The following is a 15982-nucleotide window of genomic DNA, read 5'->3' as shown; positions in this document are numbered from 1 at the left end:
TGACGGATGACAGGCTTGAAGGGGACGAGAGGGGCTCAGAGGTGGGGTGATGCTGTTTTTTGAGGATGGATCCGAGGGTTTTATTGACTTTCGGGCCCAATCGGGGGCAGGCCCCCTCCCACACTTGAATTGTGAACACAGTCAAAATGTGGGAGGGGGCTTGCCCCCGATTGCTATTTCACAGACACCACTGTCCTCAATGCAGCCGCTTACGGCACATCAACCTGGCCAATTTGGCAGTATCCGGCCGCTCGACCACGCCTTTCTCGGTCACGATCACATCAATCAGGTCGGCCGGGGTCACATCAAATACCGGATTAAACGCATCCACCTCCAGGCGCTGCCCCATGACGTCCAGCAGCTCAGCGGGATCGCGCGCCTCCAGTGCAACATCATCGCCAGTAGCCATCATCAAATCGAGCGTCGAACTCGACGCCACCACCATAAAGCGCACGCCATGGTGCATGGCACAGACGGCCAGCTGATAAGTGCCGATCTTGCTGATCACGTCGCCATTGGCGGCAATACAGTCAGCACCGACCACCACCCAGGTCACGCCTTTGGTCTTGAGGATATGCGCCCCGGCGGAGTCGGCATTCACCGTCACCGGGATGCCCTCGCCCGCCAACTCCCACGCCGTCAGGCGCGAGCCTTGCAGCCATGGACGGGTTTCGTTGACATAGACCTGCTCGACCAGCCCCTCCAGGAACGCCGCGCGAATCACGCCGTGGGCCGTGCCGACACCGCCCGTGGCCAATGCACCGGCGTTGCCATGGGTGAGGATCGCCTGGGCGTTGCCCTGGTGCTTGCGAATCCGCTCCATACCCAACTGGGCCATGACCACATTGGCCTCCCGGTCGCTTTCATGGATCACAATGGCCTGGGCTTCCAGCACGGCAACCGGGTCGGCGTGCTGCTTGAGGCGGTCCAGGCAGTCGCGCATATTCTTGAGTGCCCAGAACAGATTCGACCCGGTCGGGCGGCTATCGGCCAGCAGCGCGTAGTCTTCTTCCCACGCTGCCTGCCAGTCGCCACCCTCGGCAATGCGCTCACGGGCAGCCAGCACCAGGCCATAGGCGGCACTGATGCCGATGGCTGCTGAGCCCCGCACCACCATCGAACGAATGGCCTCGGCCACCGCCGCGACGGTATGGCAGGCCACCCAGCTCTCCCGGGACGGCAACACGCGCTGATCGAGCAGGTACAGCGCGCCGTCACGCCAATCGATGGCCTTCACTTTCTCTGCAGCCAACAGTCGGTCGCGCATCCCTTACCCCGCACTCATGAACAAAAGCCGCGGATTATAGCGATCCGCCAGCCAGGACGCTCGGGTATACTTCGCCCTTCTTTTATAGCTGCCTGGGAAGAAGCCTGCGATGACCTCCACTGCCGCCCCGCTCGACGTGTTGCTCTTGCCGACCTGGCTGGTACCGGTCGAACCTGCCGGCGTGGTGCTCAAAGAGCATGGTCTGGGCATCCGCGATGGGCGCATTGCCTTTATCGGCCCACGGGCCGCCGCATTGAAGCTGGCGGCCAATGAGGTGCGCGAACTGCCCGGCATGTTGCTCAGCCCCGGCTTGATCAACGCCCACGGCCATGCGGCAATGAGCCTGTTCCGTGGCTTGGCCGATGACCTGCCGTTGATGACCTGGCTGGAAAAACACATCTGGCCGGCCGAAGCCAAATGGGTCGATGAAGCCTTTGTGCGCGACGGCACCAACCTGGCCATCGCCGAACAGATCAAGGGCGGCATCACCTGCTTCTCCGACATGTACTTCTTCCCCAAGGTCGCCAGCGATTGCGTGCACAATAGCGGTATGCGCGCGCAGATCGCGATGCCGATCCTCGACTTCCCGATTCCCGGCGCCAGCACTGCCGACGAGGCGCTTCGCCAGGGCATCGAGCTGTTCGGCGACCTCAAGCACCACCCGCGCATCAAGATCACCTTCGGCCCTCACGCGCCCTACACCGTGTGCGACGCCAACCTGGAAAAGATCCGGGTGATCGCCGAAGAGCTGGACGCCGCGATCCATATGCATGTGCATGAAACCGCCTTTGAAGTACAACAAGCCGTGGAGCAGACCGGCGAGCGGCCATTGGCGCGCCTGGGTCGCCTCGGCTTGCTCGGGCCGCGCTTCCAGGCCGTTCACATGACCCAAATCAGCGAAGAAGACTTGGCTTTGCTGGTAGAAAGCAACACCAGCGTCATCCATTGCCCGGAATCGAACCTGAAACTGGCCAGCGGCTTTTGCCCGGTTGAGCGCTTGTGGCAGGCTGGGGTCAATGTGGCCATCGGCACCGACGGCGCCGCCAGCAACAATGACCTGGACCTGCTGGGCGAAACCCGTACCGCCGCGATGCTGGCCAAGGCCGTCGCCGGCTCGGCCACCGCCCTGGACGCCCACCGTGCCCTGCGCATGGCAACGCTCAACGGTGCACGGGCCATGGGCCTGGAAAGCGAGATTGGCTCGCTGGAAGTCGGCAAGGCCGCAGATATAGTCGCCTTCGATCTGTCGGGGCTGGCGCAACAACCGATCTACGATCCGGTCTCACAGCTTATATATGCCACCGGACGCGATTGCGTGAAACACCTTTGGGTCGCCGGCAAGCTATTGCTCGACGACCGGCAATTGACCCGCATGGATGAACAACAGTTGACCGCCACCGCCATTGCCTGGGGCCAACGCATCAGCGGGCACAGCGAATAACGAAGGCGCTGAGCCCATGCGCTCGGCACCCACTCACCGATTTTTCAGATTTAGAGGATTCATCATGAGCAACGTCGACCACGCCGAAATCGCCAAATTCGAAGCCCTCGCCCACCGCTGGTGGGACCGCGAGAGCGAGTTCAAACCCCTGCACGACATCAACCCGTTGCGGGTCAACTGGATTGACGAGCGCGTCAACCTGGCCGGCAAGAAGGTGCTGGACGTGGGTTGCGGCGGCGGCATCCTCAGCGAAGCCATGGCTCAACGCGGCGCGACCGTGATGGGCATCGATATGGGCGAAGCGCCATTGGCCGTGGCGCAGTTGCACCAGCTCGAATCCGGCGTGAGCGTGGAATACCGCCAGATCACCGCCGAAGCCCTGGCCGAGGAAATGCCCGAGCAGTTCGACGTGGTGACCTGCCTTGAGATGCTGGAACACGTGCCGGACCCATCCTCGGTCATCCGTGCGTGCTTCCGTATGGTCAAGCCGGGCGGCCAGGTGTTCTTCTCCACCATCAACCGCAACCCCAAGGCTTACCTGTTCGCGATCATTGGCGCCGAATACATCATGAAGCTGCTGCCGCGTGGCACCCATGACTTCAAGAAATTCATCCGCCCCTCCGAGCTGGGTGCGTGGAGCCGTCAGGCCGGACTGACCGTCAAGGACATCATCGGCCTGACCTACAACCCGCTGACCAAGCACTACAAGCTGGCCAGCGATGTTGACGTCAACTACATGATCCAGACCCTGCGCGAGGAGTAAGCCTGTGAAGTTGCGAGCGGTTCTCTTCGACATGGACGGTACCCTGCTGGATACCGCGCCGGACTTTATCGCCATCTGCCAGGCCATGCGCGCCGACCGCGGCCTGGAACCGATCAACCCGCAGCACATCCGCGATGAAATCTCCGGCGGTGCGCGGGCGATGGTTGCCGTGACCTTTTCGATGGATCCTGAATCGCCAGGCTTTGAAGAGCTGCGCCAGGAATTCCTCGATCGCTACCTCAAGGGCTGCGCGGTGCACAGCAAACTGTTCGACGGCATGGCCGAGTTGCTGGAAGACATCGAGAAGGCCAAGTTGATCTGGGGTGTGGTCACCAACAAGCCCGTGCGCTTTGCCGAACCGATCATGCAGCAACTGGGCCTGGCCGAGCGCTCGGCCGTGCTGATCTGCCCGGACCACGTGAAAAACAGCAAGCCGGACCCGGAGCCGATGATTCTGGCGTGCAAGCTGCTCGACCTCGACCCGGCGAGCGTATTGTTCGTGGGCGATGACCTACGTGATATCGAATCCGGCCGCGATGCCGGTACGCGCACGGCGGCGGTCACCTATGGCTATATCCACCCGGATGACAACCCACGTCACTGGGGCGCGGATGTGGTGGTGGATCACCCGCTGGAATTGCGCAAGGTGCTGGATAACGCGCTGTGCAGTTGCTGATGGCTCCCACACTCTAATGACCCATGAAGATTAAAAAATGTGGGAGGGGGCTTGCTCCCGATAGCTGTGGGTCAGTCAGTAAATGCAGTGACTGACACACTGCTATCGGGAGCAAGCCCCCTCCCACATTGGATTTTCAATGCACTCAAAATTGGTATTACCTACTGAATTTTGTCGAGGCTATTTATGTTTGATTATTCTGCCCCTCCAGAACTGCTCAAAGGCCGGGTCATCCTGGTCACCGGCGCCGGCCGCGGGATTGGCGCAGCAGCGGCAAAGACCTATGCCGCCCATGGCGCGACCGTGCTGTTGCTGGGCAAGACCGAAGCCAACCTGGCCCAGGTGTATGACCAGATCGAAGCCGCCGGCCAGCCGCAACCGGTGGTGATCCCGTTCAACCTGGAGACCGCCCTGCCCCATCAATACGATGAGCTGGCAGCGATGATCGAAAAAGAATTCGGCCGCCTCGACGGCCTGTTGCACAACGCCTCGATCATCGGCCCACGCACGCCCATCGAGCAGTTGTCCGGCGAGAATTTCATGCGCGTGATGCATGTGAACGTCAACGCGATGTTCATGCTGACCAGCACCTTGCTGCCGCTGCTCAAGCTGTCCCAGGATGCATCGGTGGTGTTCACCTCCAGCAGCGTCGGGCGCAAGGGGCGGGCGTACTGGGGGGCTTATGGTGTATCGAAGTTTGCCACCGAAGGCTTGATGCAAACCCTGGCCGATGAGCTGGAAGATGTAGCGGCAGTGCGCGCCAACAGCATCAACCCGGGCGGTACACGCACGAGTATGCGGGCCCAGGCGTATCCCGGTGAGAATCCGATGGAAAGGCCGGCGCCGGAAGACATCATGCCGGTGTACCTGTACCTGATGGGGCCGGACAGTGCGGGCATCAATGGGCAGGCGTTTGACGCGCAATAATAACTGACACAACCCAGATCAAAATGTGGGAGGGGGCTTGCTCCCGATAGCGGTGGATCAGTCACTGCATTTATTGACTGATCCACTGCTATCGGGAGCAAGCCCCCTCCCACATTGATTCCCAGCAATCTTTAGTTTTTGACTACTTCTTCAAGGGTGAAACGGCCCAGCGGGTTCTGCAGGAAGTTGCTCACATTCTTGCGTGAAATATTGATGTACGGGCTGTAGTACAGGTCAATCCAGTTCACATCCTGTTTCGCCAGTTTCTGCAACTCGACATACATCTGCTCACGCTTGGCCGGGTCTGCCTCGACTCGCGCCGCAGCTACCAGCGCCTTGACCTTGTCGTTCTTGTAGCGGGTCATGTAGTTCTGGTTGGTGTCGTGGCCCAGCACGAAGGTGGTCTTCTGGTCCGGGTCGAGGATGTCGTTGGTCCAGTACATCACCGAAATATCGTACTCACCGTCCACCAGCATCTGCCAGCTTTGGGTCGGGTCAACCTTTTGCAGGTTGGCGGTCACACCGACCTTGGCCAACTGGTCCTTGATGATCACCGCAATCTGCTCGTCGGCCTCGTTGCCGGCGTTGACCACGTAGTTGAGCTTCAAGTCCTTGGCACCAGCCTCCTCCAGCAGTTTCCTGGCCTCAGTCGGGTCATAAGGACGTTGCAGGTTGTTGGCGTAGTGGTACAGCGAGCCTTTGGGAATGTAGGAATACGCCACGGTGCCTTGACCGTAAGTAGCGGTTTTCACCAGCGATTGTTTGTCGATGGCCATGTCCAATGCCTGGCGCACCTGCGGCTTGGCGAGCAAGCCGTGCTCGTGGTTGATCAACAAGTGATCTTCACGGGTAGACGGGTCGGCGTGGATCACCACGTTCTTGTCTTTCTTCAGCTCTTCGACCCGCGAGAACGGTACGAAGATCGCCGTGTCGAGTTCGTTGTTCTGCACCATGCGCATACGGGTGTTGTCGTCGGTCACCGACACCCACTCCACGCCGTCGAGGCTGACGTTATTGGCCTGCCAGAAATTCGGGTTCTTCTTCAGGATGACCCGGTCGCCCTTGCGCCACTCTTCCACGGTAAACGCGCCGGACGTCACCGGGTTTTCCGAGTAGGCGTCTTCGCCCATCGTGGTCATGGCTTTTTCCGACAGGATCGACACCGTCGGCGACGCCAATTGCGAGAGGAAGGCCACCGCCGGGGTTTTCAGAGTGACCACCAGGGTCTTCGCATCGCTGGCCTTGGCGGTGTTGATCAGGCTGAACGGATCGCTCCACAACGACGCCTTGTTGTCGCGGATGCGCAACAGGCTGAACGCCGCGTCGGCCGCGGTGATCTTTGATCCGTCGGAGAACTTCGCTTCACGCAGTTTGAAGGTGTAGGTCAAGCCATCCTCGGATATCTCCCAGCTCTCGGCCAGGCCCGGTTCCATCTTGGTGCCCAGGTTATCCACGCGCACCAGGGTGTCGTAGACGTTGGCAAACACCCAGGTGTCGCGGTTTTGCGCGCTTTTGATCGGGTCAAAGGTGGTGCTGTCTTCACGGCAGCCGATGGTGAGGACACCAGCGGCCTGGGCCAGTCCTGCGGTCAGCGACCAGGCGGTCAGCGTAGCGGCGGCGAGCAACTTCAAGTGGCGCGATTGCATATCACAACTCCTTGTTAATGAATGGCAGAGGTCAAGGCAAAGGTTCTTCAAGCACGCAACTGTACCGATGCTCGTGCAGGAAATGGGTCGGCGGCAACACCGCGGAACACACGGCTCGCGCATACCGGCAACGCGGGTGAAACGCACAGCCTGTAGGCAGATTCAGTGGGCTTGGTGGCTCACCCGGCAAGGGGTGCGCGGGCAATGGCCGATGCGGGTCAATCTCGGGAATCGCCTCGATCAACGCCGCCGTGTACGGATGACGCGGCGTGGTGAACACCGCCTCCACCGGCCCTTCTTCGACGATCTTGCCCAGGTACATCACCGCCACGCGGTCGCACAGGCGCCGCACGATGGCCAGGTCATGGGCGATAAACAGGATCGCCAGGTTCATGCGTTGTTGCAGTTCCAGCAGCAAGTTGATGATCTGGCCCTGGATCGACACATCCAGCGCGGCCACGCATTCATCGGCAATGATCAGGCGCGGCTCCACCGCCAGTGCCCGGGCGATACCCACGCGCTGGCATTGGCCGCCGCTGAGGGAGCCCGGTTTGCGCCCGGCCAACTCGGGGCGCAGGCCCACCAGTTCCAGCAGCTCGTTGACGCGTGCCGGGATCTGCTCCACAGCCACCTTGCGCTGCACGCGCAACACCTCGGCGAGGGTTTCGCCAATACTGTGCCGGGGGTTCAGCGCGGCGTACGGGTCCTGGAAAATCATCGCGGTTTCATGCCGCAGGCGGGCGATGTCGATGGCGCTGCCGTGCGCCATATCGATACCGTCAAACAGCACCTGGCCGGCGCTGATCGGGTTGAGGTGCAAAATCGCCCGGCCCAGGGTGCTCTTGCCGCTGCCGGACTCGCCCACCAAGCCGAGGGTTTCACCGGCGGCAAGGTTCAGCGACACCCCGTTCACCGCCCTCACCCACTGCTTGTTCAGGCCGAGCAGGCCACTGCCGGACGCGGCAAAGCGCACCTCCAGGTCCTTGATCTGCAACAGACTCATGGGCGACCTCCCAGTGGATAGTGACAGGCCACGCGTGCGCCTTGGGGCAACAGCTCGGTGCATAAGGCCCCGGCCTGCGGGCAACGCGGATTAAAGCGGCAACCGTCAGGCAAGGCATCGAGCAACGGCGGCTGGCCAGGGATGGTGCGCAACAACGCATGACCGCTGCAGTGGGCCGGCTGGCAGTCGATCAGCCCAGCGGTATAGGGATGTTGCGGCCGCGCCAGCAGTTCGTATTTGCTGCCGTGCTCGCACAGGCGCCCGGCGTACATCACCGCGATGGAATCGCAGGTTTGCGCGACCACGCCCAGGTCATGGGTGATCATGATGATCGACAGGCCACGCTGGTCGCGCAGGTCGAGCAACAGGCGCAGGATTTGCGCCTGCACCGTCACATCCAGGGCCGTGGTCGGCTCGTCGGCAATCAGCACTTTCGGGTTGCAGCCCAGGGCCACAGCGATCATCGCGCGCTGGCGCATACCGCCGGAAAACTCATGGGGATAGTTGTCGACCCGCGCCTGCGGGTCAGGAATCCCGACCTGGCGCAGCACCTCGATAGCCTGCAAGCGGGCGTCCTTTTTCGACGCACCTTGATGCAGGCGGATGCCCTCGGCGATCTGCTCGCCGATGCGCATCAGCGGATCCAGGTGGCTGCTGGGGTTCTGGAAGATCATGCCCAGTTGCCCGCCACGCACGGCGCGCATACCGGCGTCATCCAGTTGCAGCAGGTCCTGGCCGGCCAGGCGTACGGCGCCGCCTTGCACACGCAGGCTGGGCGATGGCAGCAGGCGCATCAAGCCGCGGCAGGCCATGGTCTTGCCCGACCCGCTCTCACCCACCAGGCCGAGAATCTCACCTTCGGCCAGGTCGAAGGACACGCGATCCACCAAGGTGACATCACGCCCGCTGTTGTTGGCGATCACGCTGAGGTCGCGCACGTGCAGCAGGCTCACGAGCGGTCCCCCAACACTTGCGCGACACCGTCGGCCAACAGGCTGAAGCCCATGGCCAGGGTCACAACGGCCAACCCCGGGAAGGTGCAGATCCACCAGGCCGTGGTGATAAAGGCTTGCCCCTCGGCCACCATCGTCCCCCATTCCGCGGTAGGCGGTTGCACGCCCAGGCCCAGGTAACTCACGGCGGCGCCGTTGAGCAGCACCAGCACCGCGTCGGACATGGAAAACACGATGGAGCCAAACAGGGCATTGGGCAGCAAATGCCGGAACAGAATGCGCCCATGGCCAAACCCCAGGCTCTTGGCGGCCAGGGCAAACTCGCTTTCCTTGAGCACCAGGATCTGCGAGCGAATCAACCGCGCATACGACACCCAGCCCACCAGTGCCATGGCGATATAAAAGCTCTGCAAGCCAGGCCCCAGAATGGCCATGATCGCCAGCATCAGCACCAGGAACGGGAACGCCAGCACCACATCGATCACGCGCATACAGAAACTGTCGAAACGCCCACCCACATAACCGGACACCGCGCCGACGAAAGTGCCGATGATGAACGGGAAAATCACCCCGACAATCGCCAGTTGCAGGTCGATGCGCGCGCCCCAGATCACCCGCGATAACACATCCCGGCCGTAATTGTCGGTACCCAGCGGATGGGCAAGGCTGGGCGCCAGCAAACTCATGTCGGTGTTTTGCGCGATGGGGTCAAACGGTGCGATCCACGGCGCAAACAGCGCCAGGGCCAGCCACGTCAACAGGATCAGCAGGCCCCAGGCGGCGGTCAGGCGGCCATTGCGAAAGCCAAAGCGCAGGCGCAAGCGCCAGGGTGCAATCAGTGGGCGGCTGCTCATTGCATCTTCACCCGAGGGTCGAGCGCTACCGTCACTACGTCGGCGACGAAGTTGACCACCACCGTGGCGCAGGCCAGCACCATCGCCACGCCCTGCACCACCATGTAGTCACGGGTGAAAATACCGCGCACCAGCAATTGGCCGATGCCCGGAATCGCAAACAGGCTTTCGATGACCACCGTACCGCTGATCAGCCAGCCGATGTTGACCGCCAGCAGGTTGACGGCCGGCACCAGCGAGTTGGGCAGTACATGCCGACGAAACACCGCAGCCTCGGACAAGCCTCGGGCCCGGGCGGCGGTGACATGATCGGCCTGCAGCTCCATCAACATACTCGCCCGCAGGTTGCGCACCAGCACCGCCGACAGCGCCAGGGCGATGGTCAGGCACGGCAACACCATATGGTGGGCCTTGTCCAGCCAGGTCCGCCCATAGCCAGACACCGGGAACAGGCCCCATTGCACGCTCAGCAGCAGGATCAGCATCAAGCCCAGCCAGAATGCCGGCATCCCCAGGCCGACCGTGGTGAAAACGCGGATCAGGTTGTCCGCCCAACCGCCTTTGTGGCGCGCCGCTACTGTCGCCAGCGGCACCGCGATCAGCAACGCCAGGGCCACGCTGCCCAGCACCAGCACCAGCGTCGGCTCGATGCGGGTAACGATCAGTTTCAGCGCGTCGACCTTGTACAGCAGCGATTGGCCCAGGTCGCCCTTGAGCAGGTTTTTCAGGAAGTAGAAGTATTGCAGCCACAAGGGCTGGTCGAGGCCGAACTGGGCACGGATTTTCAACAGCGCATCCGGCGTACTGCGCGAGCCAAGCAAAGCCCGCGCTGGGTCGCCGGGGATCGAGCGCACCAACACAAAAGTGATCAGGCTGATGCCAAACAGCACCGGCAGCAGTTGCAACGGCCGGGACAGGACAAAACGGTAACGCGCCAGGTTCATCCGTCAGCCTCGGTTGCGAGCGAGAAAGTCCAGCAGCACCGGGAAGTACGCTTGAGGTTCCTCATAAAACGGCATATGGCTGCTATTGGGGAATACGTGCAGTTCGGCGTGTGTGGCGGCCAGCTTCATGCGCATGGCGCAGGCGGGGGTCAGTTCGTCGTGCTGGCCGGTAGTGATCAGGATCGGCATCCTGAATTCAGCCATCTCCTTGAGGCGGTTCCAGTCCTTGAGATTGCCGATATAAAGGAACTCGTTGGGGCCCTGCATGGTTGCGTAGGGCCCCATGTTCCAGTCGCCCAGGGAGCGTTTGAGCGGCTCCGGCCACTCGTCGAGGCGGCACACATGGCGGTAGTTGAGCAAGGTGATGGCGGCCTGGTATTGCGGGTGGTCGAGGGTGCCCATGGCTTCGTGGCGTTGCATCATGGCCACGGTTTCGCTGCCCAGGGCGCCTCGCAGGCGTTCGAGTTCCTGGGACAGATGGGGAATGTCGCCGACGGTATTTTCCAGGATCAGGCTTTTCAGCGCATCGGGATAATGGATGGCGTATTCGATACCGAGCCAACCGCCCCAGGAATGCCCGAGCAAATGCACGCGGCCCAGGCCCAGGGCTTGGCGCACGGTCTCGACTTCTTCGACATAACGGCGGATTTCCCACAGCGCAACATCGGTCGGTCTGGCTGATGCGCCCGTGCCAAGCTGGTCGAATGCAACCACTCGCAGGTTATGCGCTTTGAGCCAGCCATGAGCGTCACGCAGATAGTCACACGGCAGGCCTGGGCCGCCGTTGAGACACAGCAGCACTTCATCGCCTTCGCCAAAGCTGTAGACCACGAGGTTATGGCCGTCGAGTTGTACGTTGTACTGCTGGTCGGGGGCAATTTCACGCCACATGCATACATTCCTTGTGTTGTATCGGCCTGGCGGGTAGCGGCCGTTTATCAGGTCAACACTACCGAGGATACCGTGCGTCCATAACCTAGTATTTCCTATAGGTTTGGCCTGGCTGTCCTTCGCCGGGGCGTGGCATTCTACTTGCAGCAAGTCGAGATTCAAATGAATTCGGGAGCAGAACGGATGCTGGCCAAGCTGACCGCCTTCAATAATCGCCTCATGCCGGGCAGGAGCCTGGATGAACAGATGGACAATACGTTTATTCTTGCCCAACAACTGGGCTTCGATGCGCTGGTGTACGACTACACGCCGGTGCCCATCGACCTCAATGGCACGCTGATTACCCCCTCGGTGTTGCAACTGCGCAACACACCGCCCGACTGGCACGCCTTATGGTGCAGCGAAGGGTTTTACCAGATCGACCCGGTGCAGCACCTGGCGTTGAGCACGGTATCGCCGTTTGTCTGGTCCTATGAAGCGAAAACCGAGACCGCCCTGCAAAAAATCATCGACCCGTGCCACGCCCCCGTTTCCTCGTACCTGCACGAACGTGAACTGACCTGCGGCGTCAGCGTGCCCATTCACTTGCCCCGTGGTGGCTTTGCATCGCTGACCGGCCTGCGCACCGGCAAGGCGCGCACGGTATTGAAGGACGCACAGCACACATTGGCCGACTTCAGCCTGATCACCCATGCCCTGCAGGAAGCGGCTTACCCGTTGTTCAGCAAGGAACTGCGCGCCTACCCGCACATCCACCTGACCAAGCGCGAACGCGAATGCCTGAAATGGGCCGCCGATGGGCTGACCGCCGCCGAAATCGCCACCAAACTGAGCCGCTCCCTGGCAGTCGTCACCCTGCACCTGGCCTCGGCCATGCACAAACTGGGGGCTAAGAACCGCGTCCAAGCGGTGGTGCGGGCCACGCATTACCGCTTGCTGGAAGGTTGAGTTTTCGCAAAAACCTAGCTGTTTTGCTAGTTACCTAAACTTTTTGTTCAGATTATCGTAACCCTGATCATTTTTTTCAGGGGTACGAAATGGAATTCATCGAAAAAGTTCGCGAAGGCTTCGCACCCTTTGGCGCCTACCAGACCTGGTATCGCGTCACCGGTGACCTGGGCACGGGCCGCACGCCGCTGGTGATCATCCATGGCGGCCCGGGCTGCACCCACGATTACGTCGATGCCTTCAAGGATGTCGCCGCCAGCGGCCACGCGGTGATCCACTATGACCAACTGGGCAACGGTCGCTCCACGCACCTGCCCCACAAAGATCCTTCGTTCTGGACCATCGGCCTGTTCCTCGACGAGTTGAACAACCTGCTGGACCACCTGCAAATCAGCGAGAACTACGCGATCCTCGGTCAATCCTGGGGCGGTATGCTGGGCAGCGAACACGCGATCTTGCAGCCCAAGGGCCTGCGCGCGTTTATCCCCGCCAACTCACCGACCTGTATGCGCACCTGGGTCAGCGAAGCCAATCGCCTGCGTAAACTGCTGCCCGAAGGCGTGCACGAAACCCTGCTCAAACATGAACAGGCCGGCACTTTTCAAGACCCGGAATACCTGGCGGCCTCGCGGATTTTCTATGACCAGCACGTGTGCCGGGTCAACCCATGGCCCGAGGAAGTGGCGCGCACCTTCGCCCAGGTCGACGCAGACCCGACGGTGTACCACGCCATGAGCGGCCCGACTGAATTCCACGTGATCGGCAGCTTGAAGGACTGGAACGTGATTGGCCGCCTGGACGCGATCAAGGTGCCGACCCTGGTGATTTCCGGTAGGCATGACGAAGCCACACCGCTGGTGGTCAAGCCGTTTCTGGATGAGATCGCAGACGTGCGCTGGGCACTGTTTGAAGACTCCAGCCACATGCCCCATGTGGAAGAACGCCAGGCGTGCATGGGGACCGTGGTGAAGTTTTTGGATGAGGTGTGTTCAATGCCGCACAAAGCCCGCAAGGCTGGCTAGATTCCAGTGTGGGAGGGGGCTTGCTCCCGATGACGGTGTATCAGTCAATATCTTCAGTGGCTGACACACTGCTATCGGGAGCAAGCCCCCTCCCACATTTTTAGACCTCAGTGGTTTCGGGTTTTGCGGCTTTCTTCGAGGTATCCGCTACCAGAGGAATCTCCTTACCCTCTGCATCAAACAACTTCCCGCCCCGGTAATAATCCCCATCACGCAGCGCGGCCACGTCGCGAAAGCACAGGCTGCGCTCAGTCCCCGCCACAAACACTGACTGCTGGTCCGAGTTACCCGCGGTGAAGTGGTTGAACGCCAGGTTCAGCAGGATCGCCATGATTGCCGACGAACTGATGCCCGAGTGGAAGATGGTCGCGAACCAGCTCGGGAACTGATCGTAAAAGCTCGGCGCGGCGATGGGGATCATGCCAAAGCCGATGGACGTGGCAACGATGATCAGGTTCATGTTGTTGCGGTAATCCACCTTGGACAGCGTACGAATACCACTGGCGGCGACCGTGCCGAACAACACGATCCCCGCGCCACCCAGCACCGAGGTGGGCACCGCCGCGATCACCCGCCCCATAAAGGGCAACAGGCCCAGCACCACCAGGAACACCCCGCCGGTGGCCACCACAAAGCGGCTCTTCACACCGGTCACCGCCACAAGGCCGACATTCTGGGCGAACGCGCTTTGGGTGAACGAACCAAAGATCGGCGCGAACATACTCGACAGCATGTCGGCGCGCAGGCCATTGCCCAGGCGCTTGGAGTCAACCTTGGTGTCGATGATCTCGCCCACTGCGAGGATGTCCGCCGAAGTTTCCACCAGCGTCACCATCACCACGATGCACATGGAAATGATCGCGGCCACATGAAAGGTCGGCATACCAAAGTGGAAAGGTGTAGGAAAGCCAAACATCGGCCCTTGCGTGACGCTGGAGAAGTCAGCCATGCCAAGCAGTACGGCGATTACTGTGCCGATCACCATTGCCAGCAGGATCGACAAACGCGAGATGGTAGCGCTGCCGATTTTGCTCAATAGCAGCACCAGCACCAGAGTCAGGGCCGCGAGGCCGACATTCGACATGCTGCCGAAATCCGCCGCACGGCTGTTGCCGCCCATGGCCCAGCGCGCAGCCACTGGCATCAGCGTCAGACCGATAGTGGTGATCACGATGCCGGTCACCAGTGGCGGAAAAAATTTGGTAATGCGTGAAAACACCGGGGTGATCAACAGGCCGATCAACGACGCGGCCATCACCGCACCGAGAATTGCCGGAATACCTCCCGCACCGTCGCTGCCGACAATCGCCACCATGGTCGCCACACCCGCGAACGACACGCCCTGCACCAGTGGCAACTGACAGCCGAAGAACGGCAGGCCAAGGGTTTGCAGCAACGTGGCCAAGCCACCGGCAAATAACGACGCGGCAATCAACAGACCAATATCCGCCGGCGACAACCCGGCGGCCTGGCCGACGATCAACGGCACGGCGACGATGCCGCCGTACATGGTGAGTACATGCTGCAGGCCGTAAGCCATGTTGGCGGCAACGCCCAGATTTTCATCTTCGGGCCGCTGCGGTGACGCCTTCGGGATAGTCATGGTGAGGGGTTCTCTGTTTTTGTTGTGCGCTCACTGTATGCAATATCCAGACTGTATGTCCATAGAGTTGTATACAATCAATCGAACAAGATACCCTCCCGCGGCGTTACAAAAATAATCCGGCCGTCATGAGCCAGAACGCCAAAGGACAAAAATAATGAAAAAGGCACTACAGGGCGCAACCGTTGCATTGACCCTTCTGGGCGGTGGTGAGGCTGTCGCGGTGGAATGGATGAACAACAGCGTAGGATTTCGCTACGGCCAGCACTTCACCAATCCGAACAACCCCGACGATTTCAGCAAGCGTATCTACAGCCTCACCCACGCCAGCGGCTACCGCTATGGCAGCAACTTCCTCAACCTCGATGTGTTTCTGTCCGATAGCCGTGACCCACGCAAGGGTACCGACCATGGCGGCAGCGAGGTGTATGCCGTGTACCGGCACCAGCTGTATGCCTCGCGCGTGTTCGATCTGCCGCCGGGCACCGGGTTGATCAAGGATTACGCCCTGACCCTGGGTTTCGACGCCAACCGCAACAACAACTTCGCCTCAGCCAAAAAGCGCGCGCTGGTGATCGGCCCGACCTTGAAGTTCAACACCGTCGGCGTGCTGGACCTGAGCCTGATGTACTACAAGGAAAAGAACCACACCGGCATTCCCGGCGCGCAAGAGTCGAATCACACCTTCGACGACACCTACATGCTTAACCTGACGTGGATGCGCCCGTTCGAGGTCGGCAACCACGCGGCGAAATTCCAGGGGTTTATCAATTACGTCGGGGAAAAAGGCGAGGACTATCATGGCCGCGATACCGCGCCGGAAGGGCTGATGCGTACTGCGCTGATGGTGGCGCTGCGGCCGGGTAAAAGCGTCAAGCCGAACCTGTACCTGGGGGTGGGCTATGAATACTGGCATAACAAGTTCGGCGTGGATGGTGGCCGTGGTAGCCGCACCTCAACGCCGACGCTGAACATGGAAGTCACGTTCTAACTGAAGAAACGCAAAAAAATGTGGGAGCTGGCTTGCCTGCGATAGCGGTGTAT

15 protein-coding genes are annotated in these 15982 nt (G+C 60.9%); 7 read left to right on the top strand and 8 right to left on the bottom strand.

Annotated features, from left to right (window positions below):
- Positions 1 to 196: 196 nt before the first annotated feature.
- Positions 197 to 1267, bottom strand: coding sequence for an S-methyl-5-thioribose-1-phosphate isomerase (gene mtnA / locus E4P00_RS01965; RefSeq protein WP_078820661.1), 1071 nt, complete (start codon positions 1265 to 1267; stop codon positions 197 to 199).
- A gap of 109 nt (positions 1268 to 1376) precedes the next feature.
- Here mtnA and E4P00_RS01960 point away from each other — a divergent pair, with 109 nt between their 5' ends.
- From E4P00_RS01960 to E4P00_RS01945, 4 genes are all read left to right on the top strand, one after another.
- On the top strand, positions 1377 to 2708 hold the full coding sequence (locus E4P00_RS01960) for a TRZ/ATZ family hydrolase (protein ID WP_103733568.1): 1332 nt from the start codon (positions 1377 to 1379) through the stop codon (positions 2706 to 2708).
- A 64-nt stretch (positions 2709 to 2772) separates the two neighbouring features.
- Complete coding sequence (gene ubiG / locus E4P00_RS01955; RefSeq protein ID WP_003172645.1) at positions 2773 to 3471, top strand: bifunctional 2-polyprenyl-6-hydroxyphenol methylase/3-demethylubiquinol 3-O-methyltransferase UbiG; 699 nt, start codon at positions 2773 to 2775, stop codon at positions 3469 to 3471.
- Positions 3472 to 3475: 4 nt separating this feature from the next.
- Positions 3476 to 4147 (top strand): N-acetylmuramic acid 6-phosphate phosphatase MupP, encoded by a 672-nt coding sequence (gene mupP, locus E4P00_RS01950; protein WP_032877180.1) that lies wholly within the window; start codon positions 3476 to 3478, stop codon positions 4145 to 4147.
- Between the two features lie 186 nt (positions 4148 to 4333).
- Positions 4334 to 5074 carry a YciK family oxidoreductase gene (locus tag E4P00_RS01945; RefSeq protein WP_032877181.1) on the top strand — a complete coding sequence of 247 codons (741 nt, stop codon included), beginning with the start codon at positions 4334 to 4336 and terminating at the stop codon, positions 5072 to 5074.
- Between the two features lie 131 nt (positions 5075 to 5205).
- On the opposite strand, the gene E4P00_RS01940 is transcribed toward E4P00_RS01945, so the two are convergent.
- From E4P00_RS01940 to E4P00_RS01915, 6 genes are read right to left on the bottom strand one after another with little or no spacing between them, the layout of a single operon-like run.
- The gene (locus E4P00_RS01940; protein WP_248128204.1) at positions 5206 to 6720 is read right to left on the bottom strand and encodes an ABC transporter substrate-binding protein; all 1515 of its coding nucleotides are present in this window, start codon (positions 6718 to 6720) and stop codon (positions 5206 to 5208) included.
- A 31-nt stretch (positions 6721 to 6751) separates the two neighbouring features.
- Positions 6752 to 7723, bottom strand: coding sequence for an ABC transporter ATP-binding protein (locus E4P00_RS01935; protein ID WP_032877183.1), 972 nt, complete (start codon positions 7721 to 7723; stop codon positions 6752 to 6754).
- Complete coding sequence (locus E4P00_RS01930; RefSeq protein WP_248130567.1) at positions 7720 to 8676, bottom strand: ABC transporter ATP-binding protein; 957 nt, start codon at positions 8674 to 8676, stop codon at positions 7720 to 7722. The genes E4P00_RS01935 and E4P00_RS01930 overlap by 4 nt, the downstream gene beginning before the upstream one ends.
- The gene (locus E4P00_RS01925) at positions 8673 to 9530 is read right to left on the bottom strand and encodes an ABC transporter permease (RefSeq protein WP_103733563.1); all 858 of its coding nucleotides are present in this window, start codon (positions 9528 to 9530) and stop codon (positions 8673 to 8675) included. Before E4P00_RS01925 ends, E4P00_RS01930 begins: the two co-directional genes overlap by 4 nt.
- Positions 9527 to 10474, bottom strand: coding sequence for an ABC transporter permease (locus tag E4P00_RS01920; RefSeq protein WP_148852332.1), 948 nt, complete (start codon positions 10472 to 10474; stop codon positions 9527 to 9529). The genes E4P00_RS01925 and E4P00_RS01920 overlap by 4 nt, the downstream gene beginning before the upstream one ends.
- A gap of 3 nt (positions 10475 to 10477) precedes the next feature.
- Positions 10478 to 11365: a proline iminopeptidase-family hydrolase gene (locus E4P00_RS01915; RefSeq protein WP_248130566.1), complete on the bottom strand. Its 888-nt coding sequence runs from the start codon at positions 11363 to 11365 to the stop codon at positions 10478 to 10480.
- A gap of 183 nt (positions 11366 to 11548) precedes the next feature.
- On the opposite strand from E4P00_RS01915, the gene E4P00_RS01910 reads away from it, so the two are divergent.
- Both E4P00_RS01910 and E4P00_RS01905 read left to right on the top strand, forming a co-directional pair.
- On the top strand, positions 11549 to 12313 hold the full coding sequence (locus E4P00_RS01910; RefSeq protein WP_005786276.1) for a LuxR family transcriptional regulator: 765 nt from the start codon (positions 11549 to 11551) through the stop codon (positions 12311 to 12313).
- 89 nt (positions 12314 to 12402) lie between these two features.
- Positions 12403 to 13335, top strand: coding sequence for a proline iminopeptidase-family hydrolase (locus E4P00_RS01905; RefSeq protein ID WP_228309548.1), 933 nt, complete (start codon positions 12403 to 12405; stop codon positions 13333 to 13335).
- A 100-nt stretch (positions 13336 to 13435) separates the two neighbouring features.
- Here the strand turns inward: E4P00_RS01905 and E4P00_RS01900 are convergent, their stop codons facing one another.
- A complete protein-coding gene (locus tag E4P00_RS01900; protein ID WP_032877188.1) occupies positions 13436 to 14938 on the bottom strand; it encodes a nucleobase:cation symporter-2 family protein in 1503 nt (500 codons plus the stop codon).
- A gap of 157 nt (positions 14939 to 15095) precedes the next feature.
- On the opposite strand from E4P00_RS01900, the gene E4P00_RS01895 reads away from it, so the two are divergent.
- Positions 15096 to 15929 (top strand): nucleoside-binding protein, encoded by an 834-nt coding sequence (locus tag E4P00_RS01895; RefSeq protein ID WP_248130565.1) that lies wholly within the window; start codon positions 15096 to 15098, stop codon positions 15927 to 15929.
- The last annotated feature ends 53 nt before the right edge of the window (positions 15930 to 15982 follow it).

Origin of the sequence: Pseudomonas sp. B329 (assembly GCF_023127835.1) — a bacterium.
Classification (GTDB): Bacteria; Pseudomonadota; Gammaproteobacteria; order Pseudomonadales; family Pseudomonadaceae; genus Aquipseudomonas; species Aquipseudomonas synxantha_A.
This window is presented reverse-complemented; position numbering and strand designations above follow the sequence as displayed.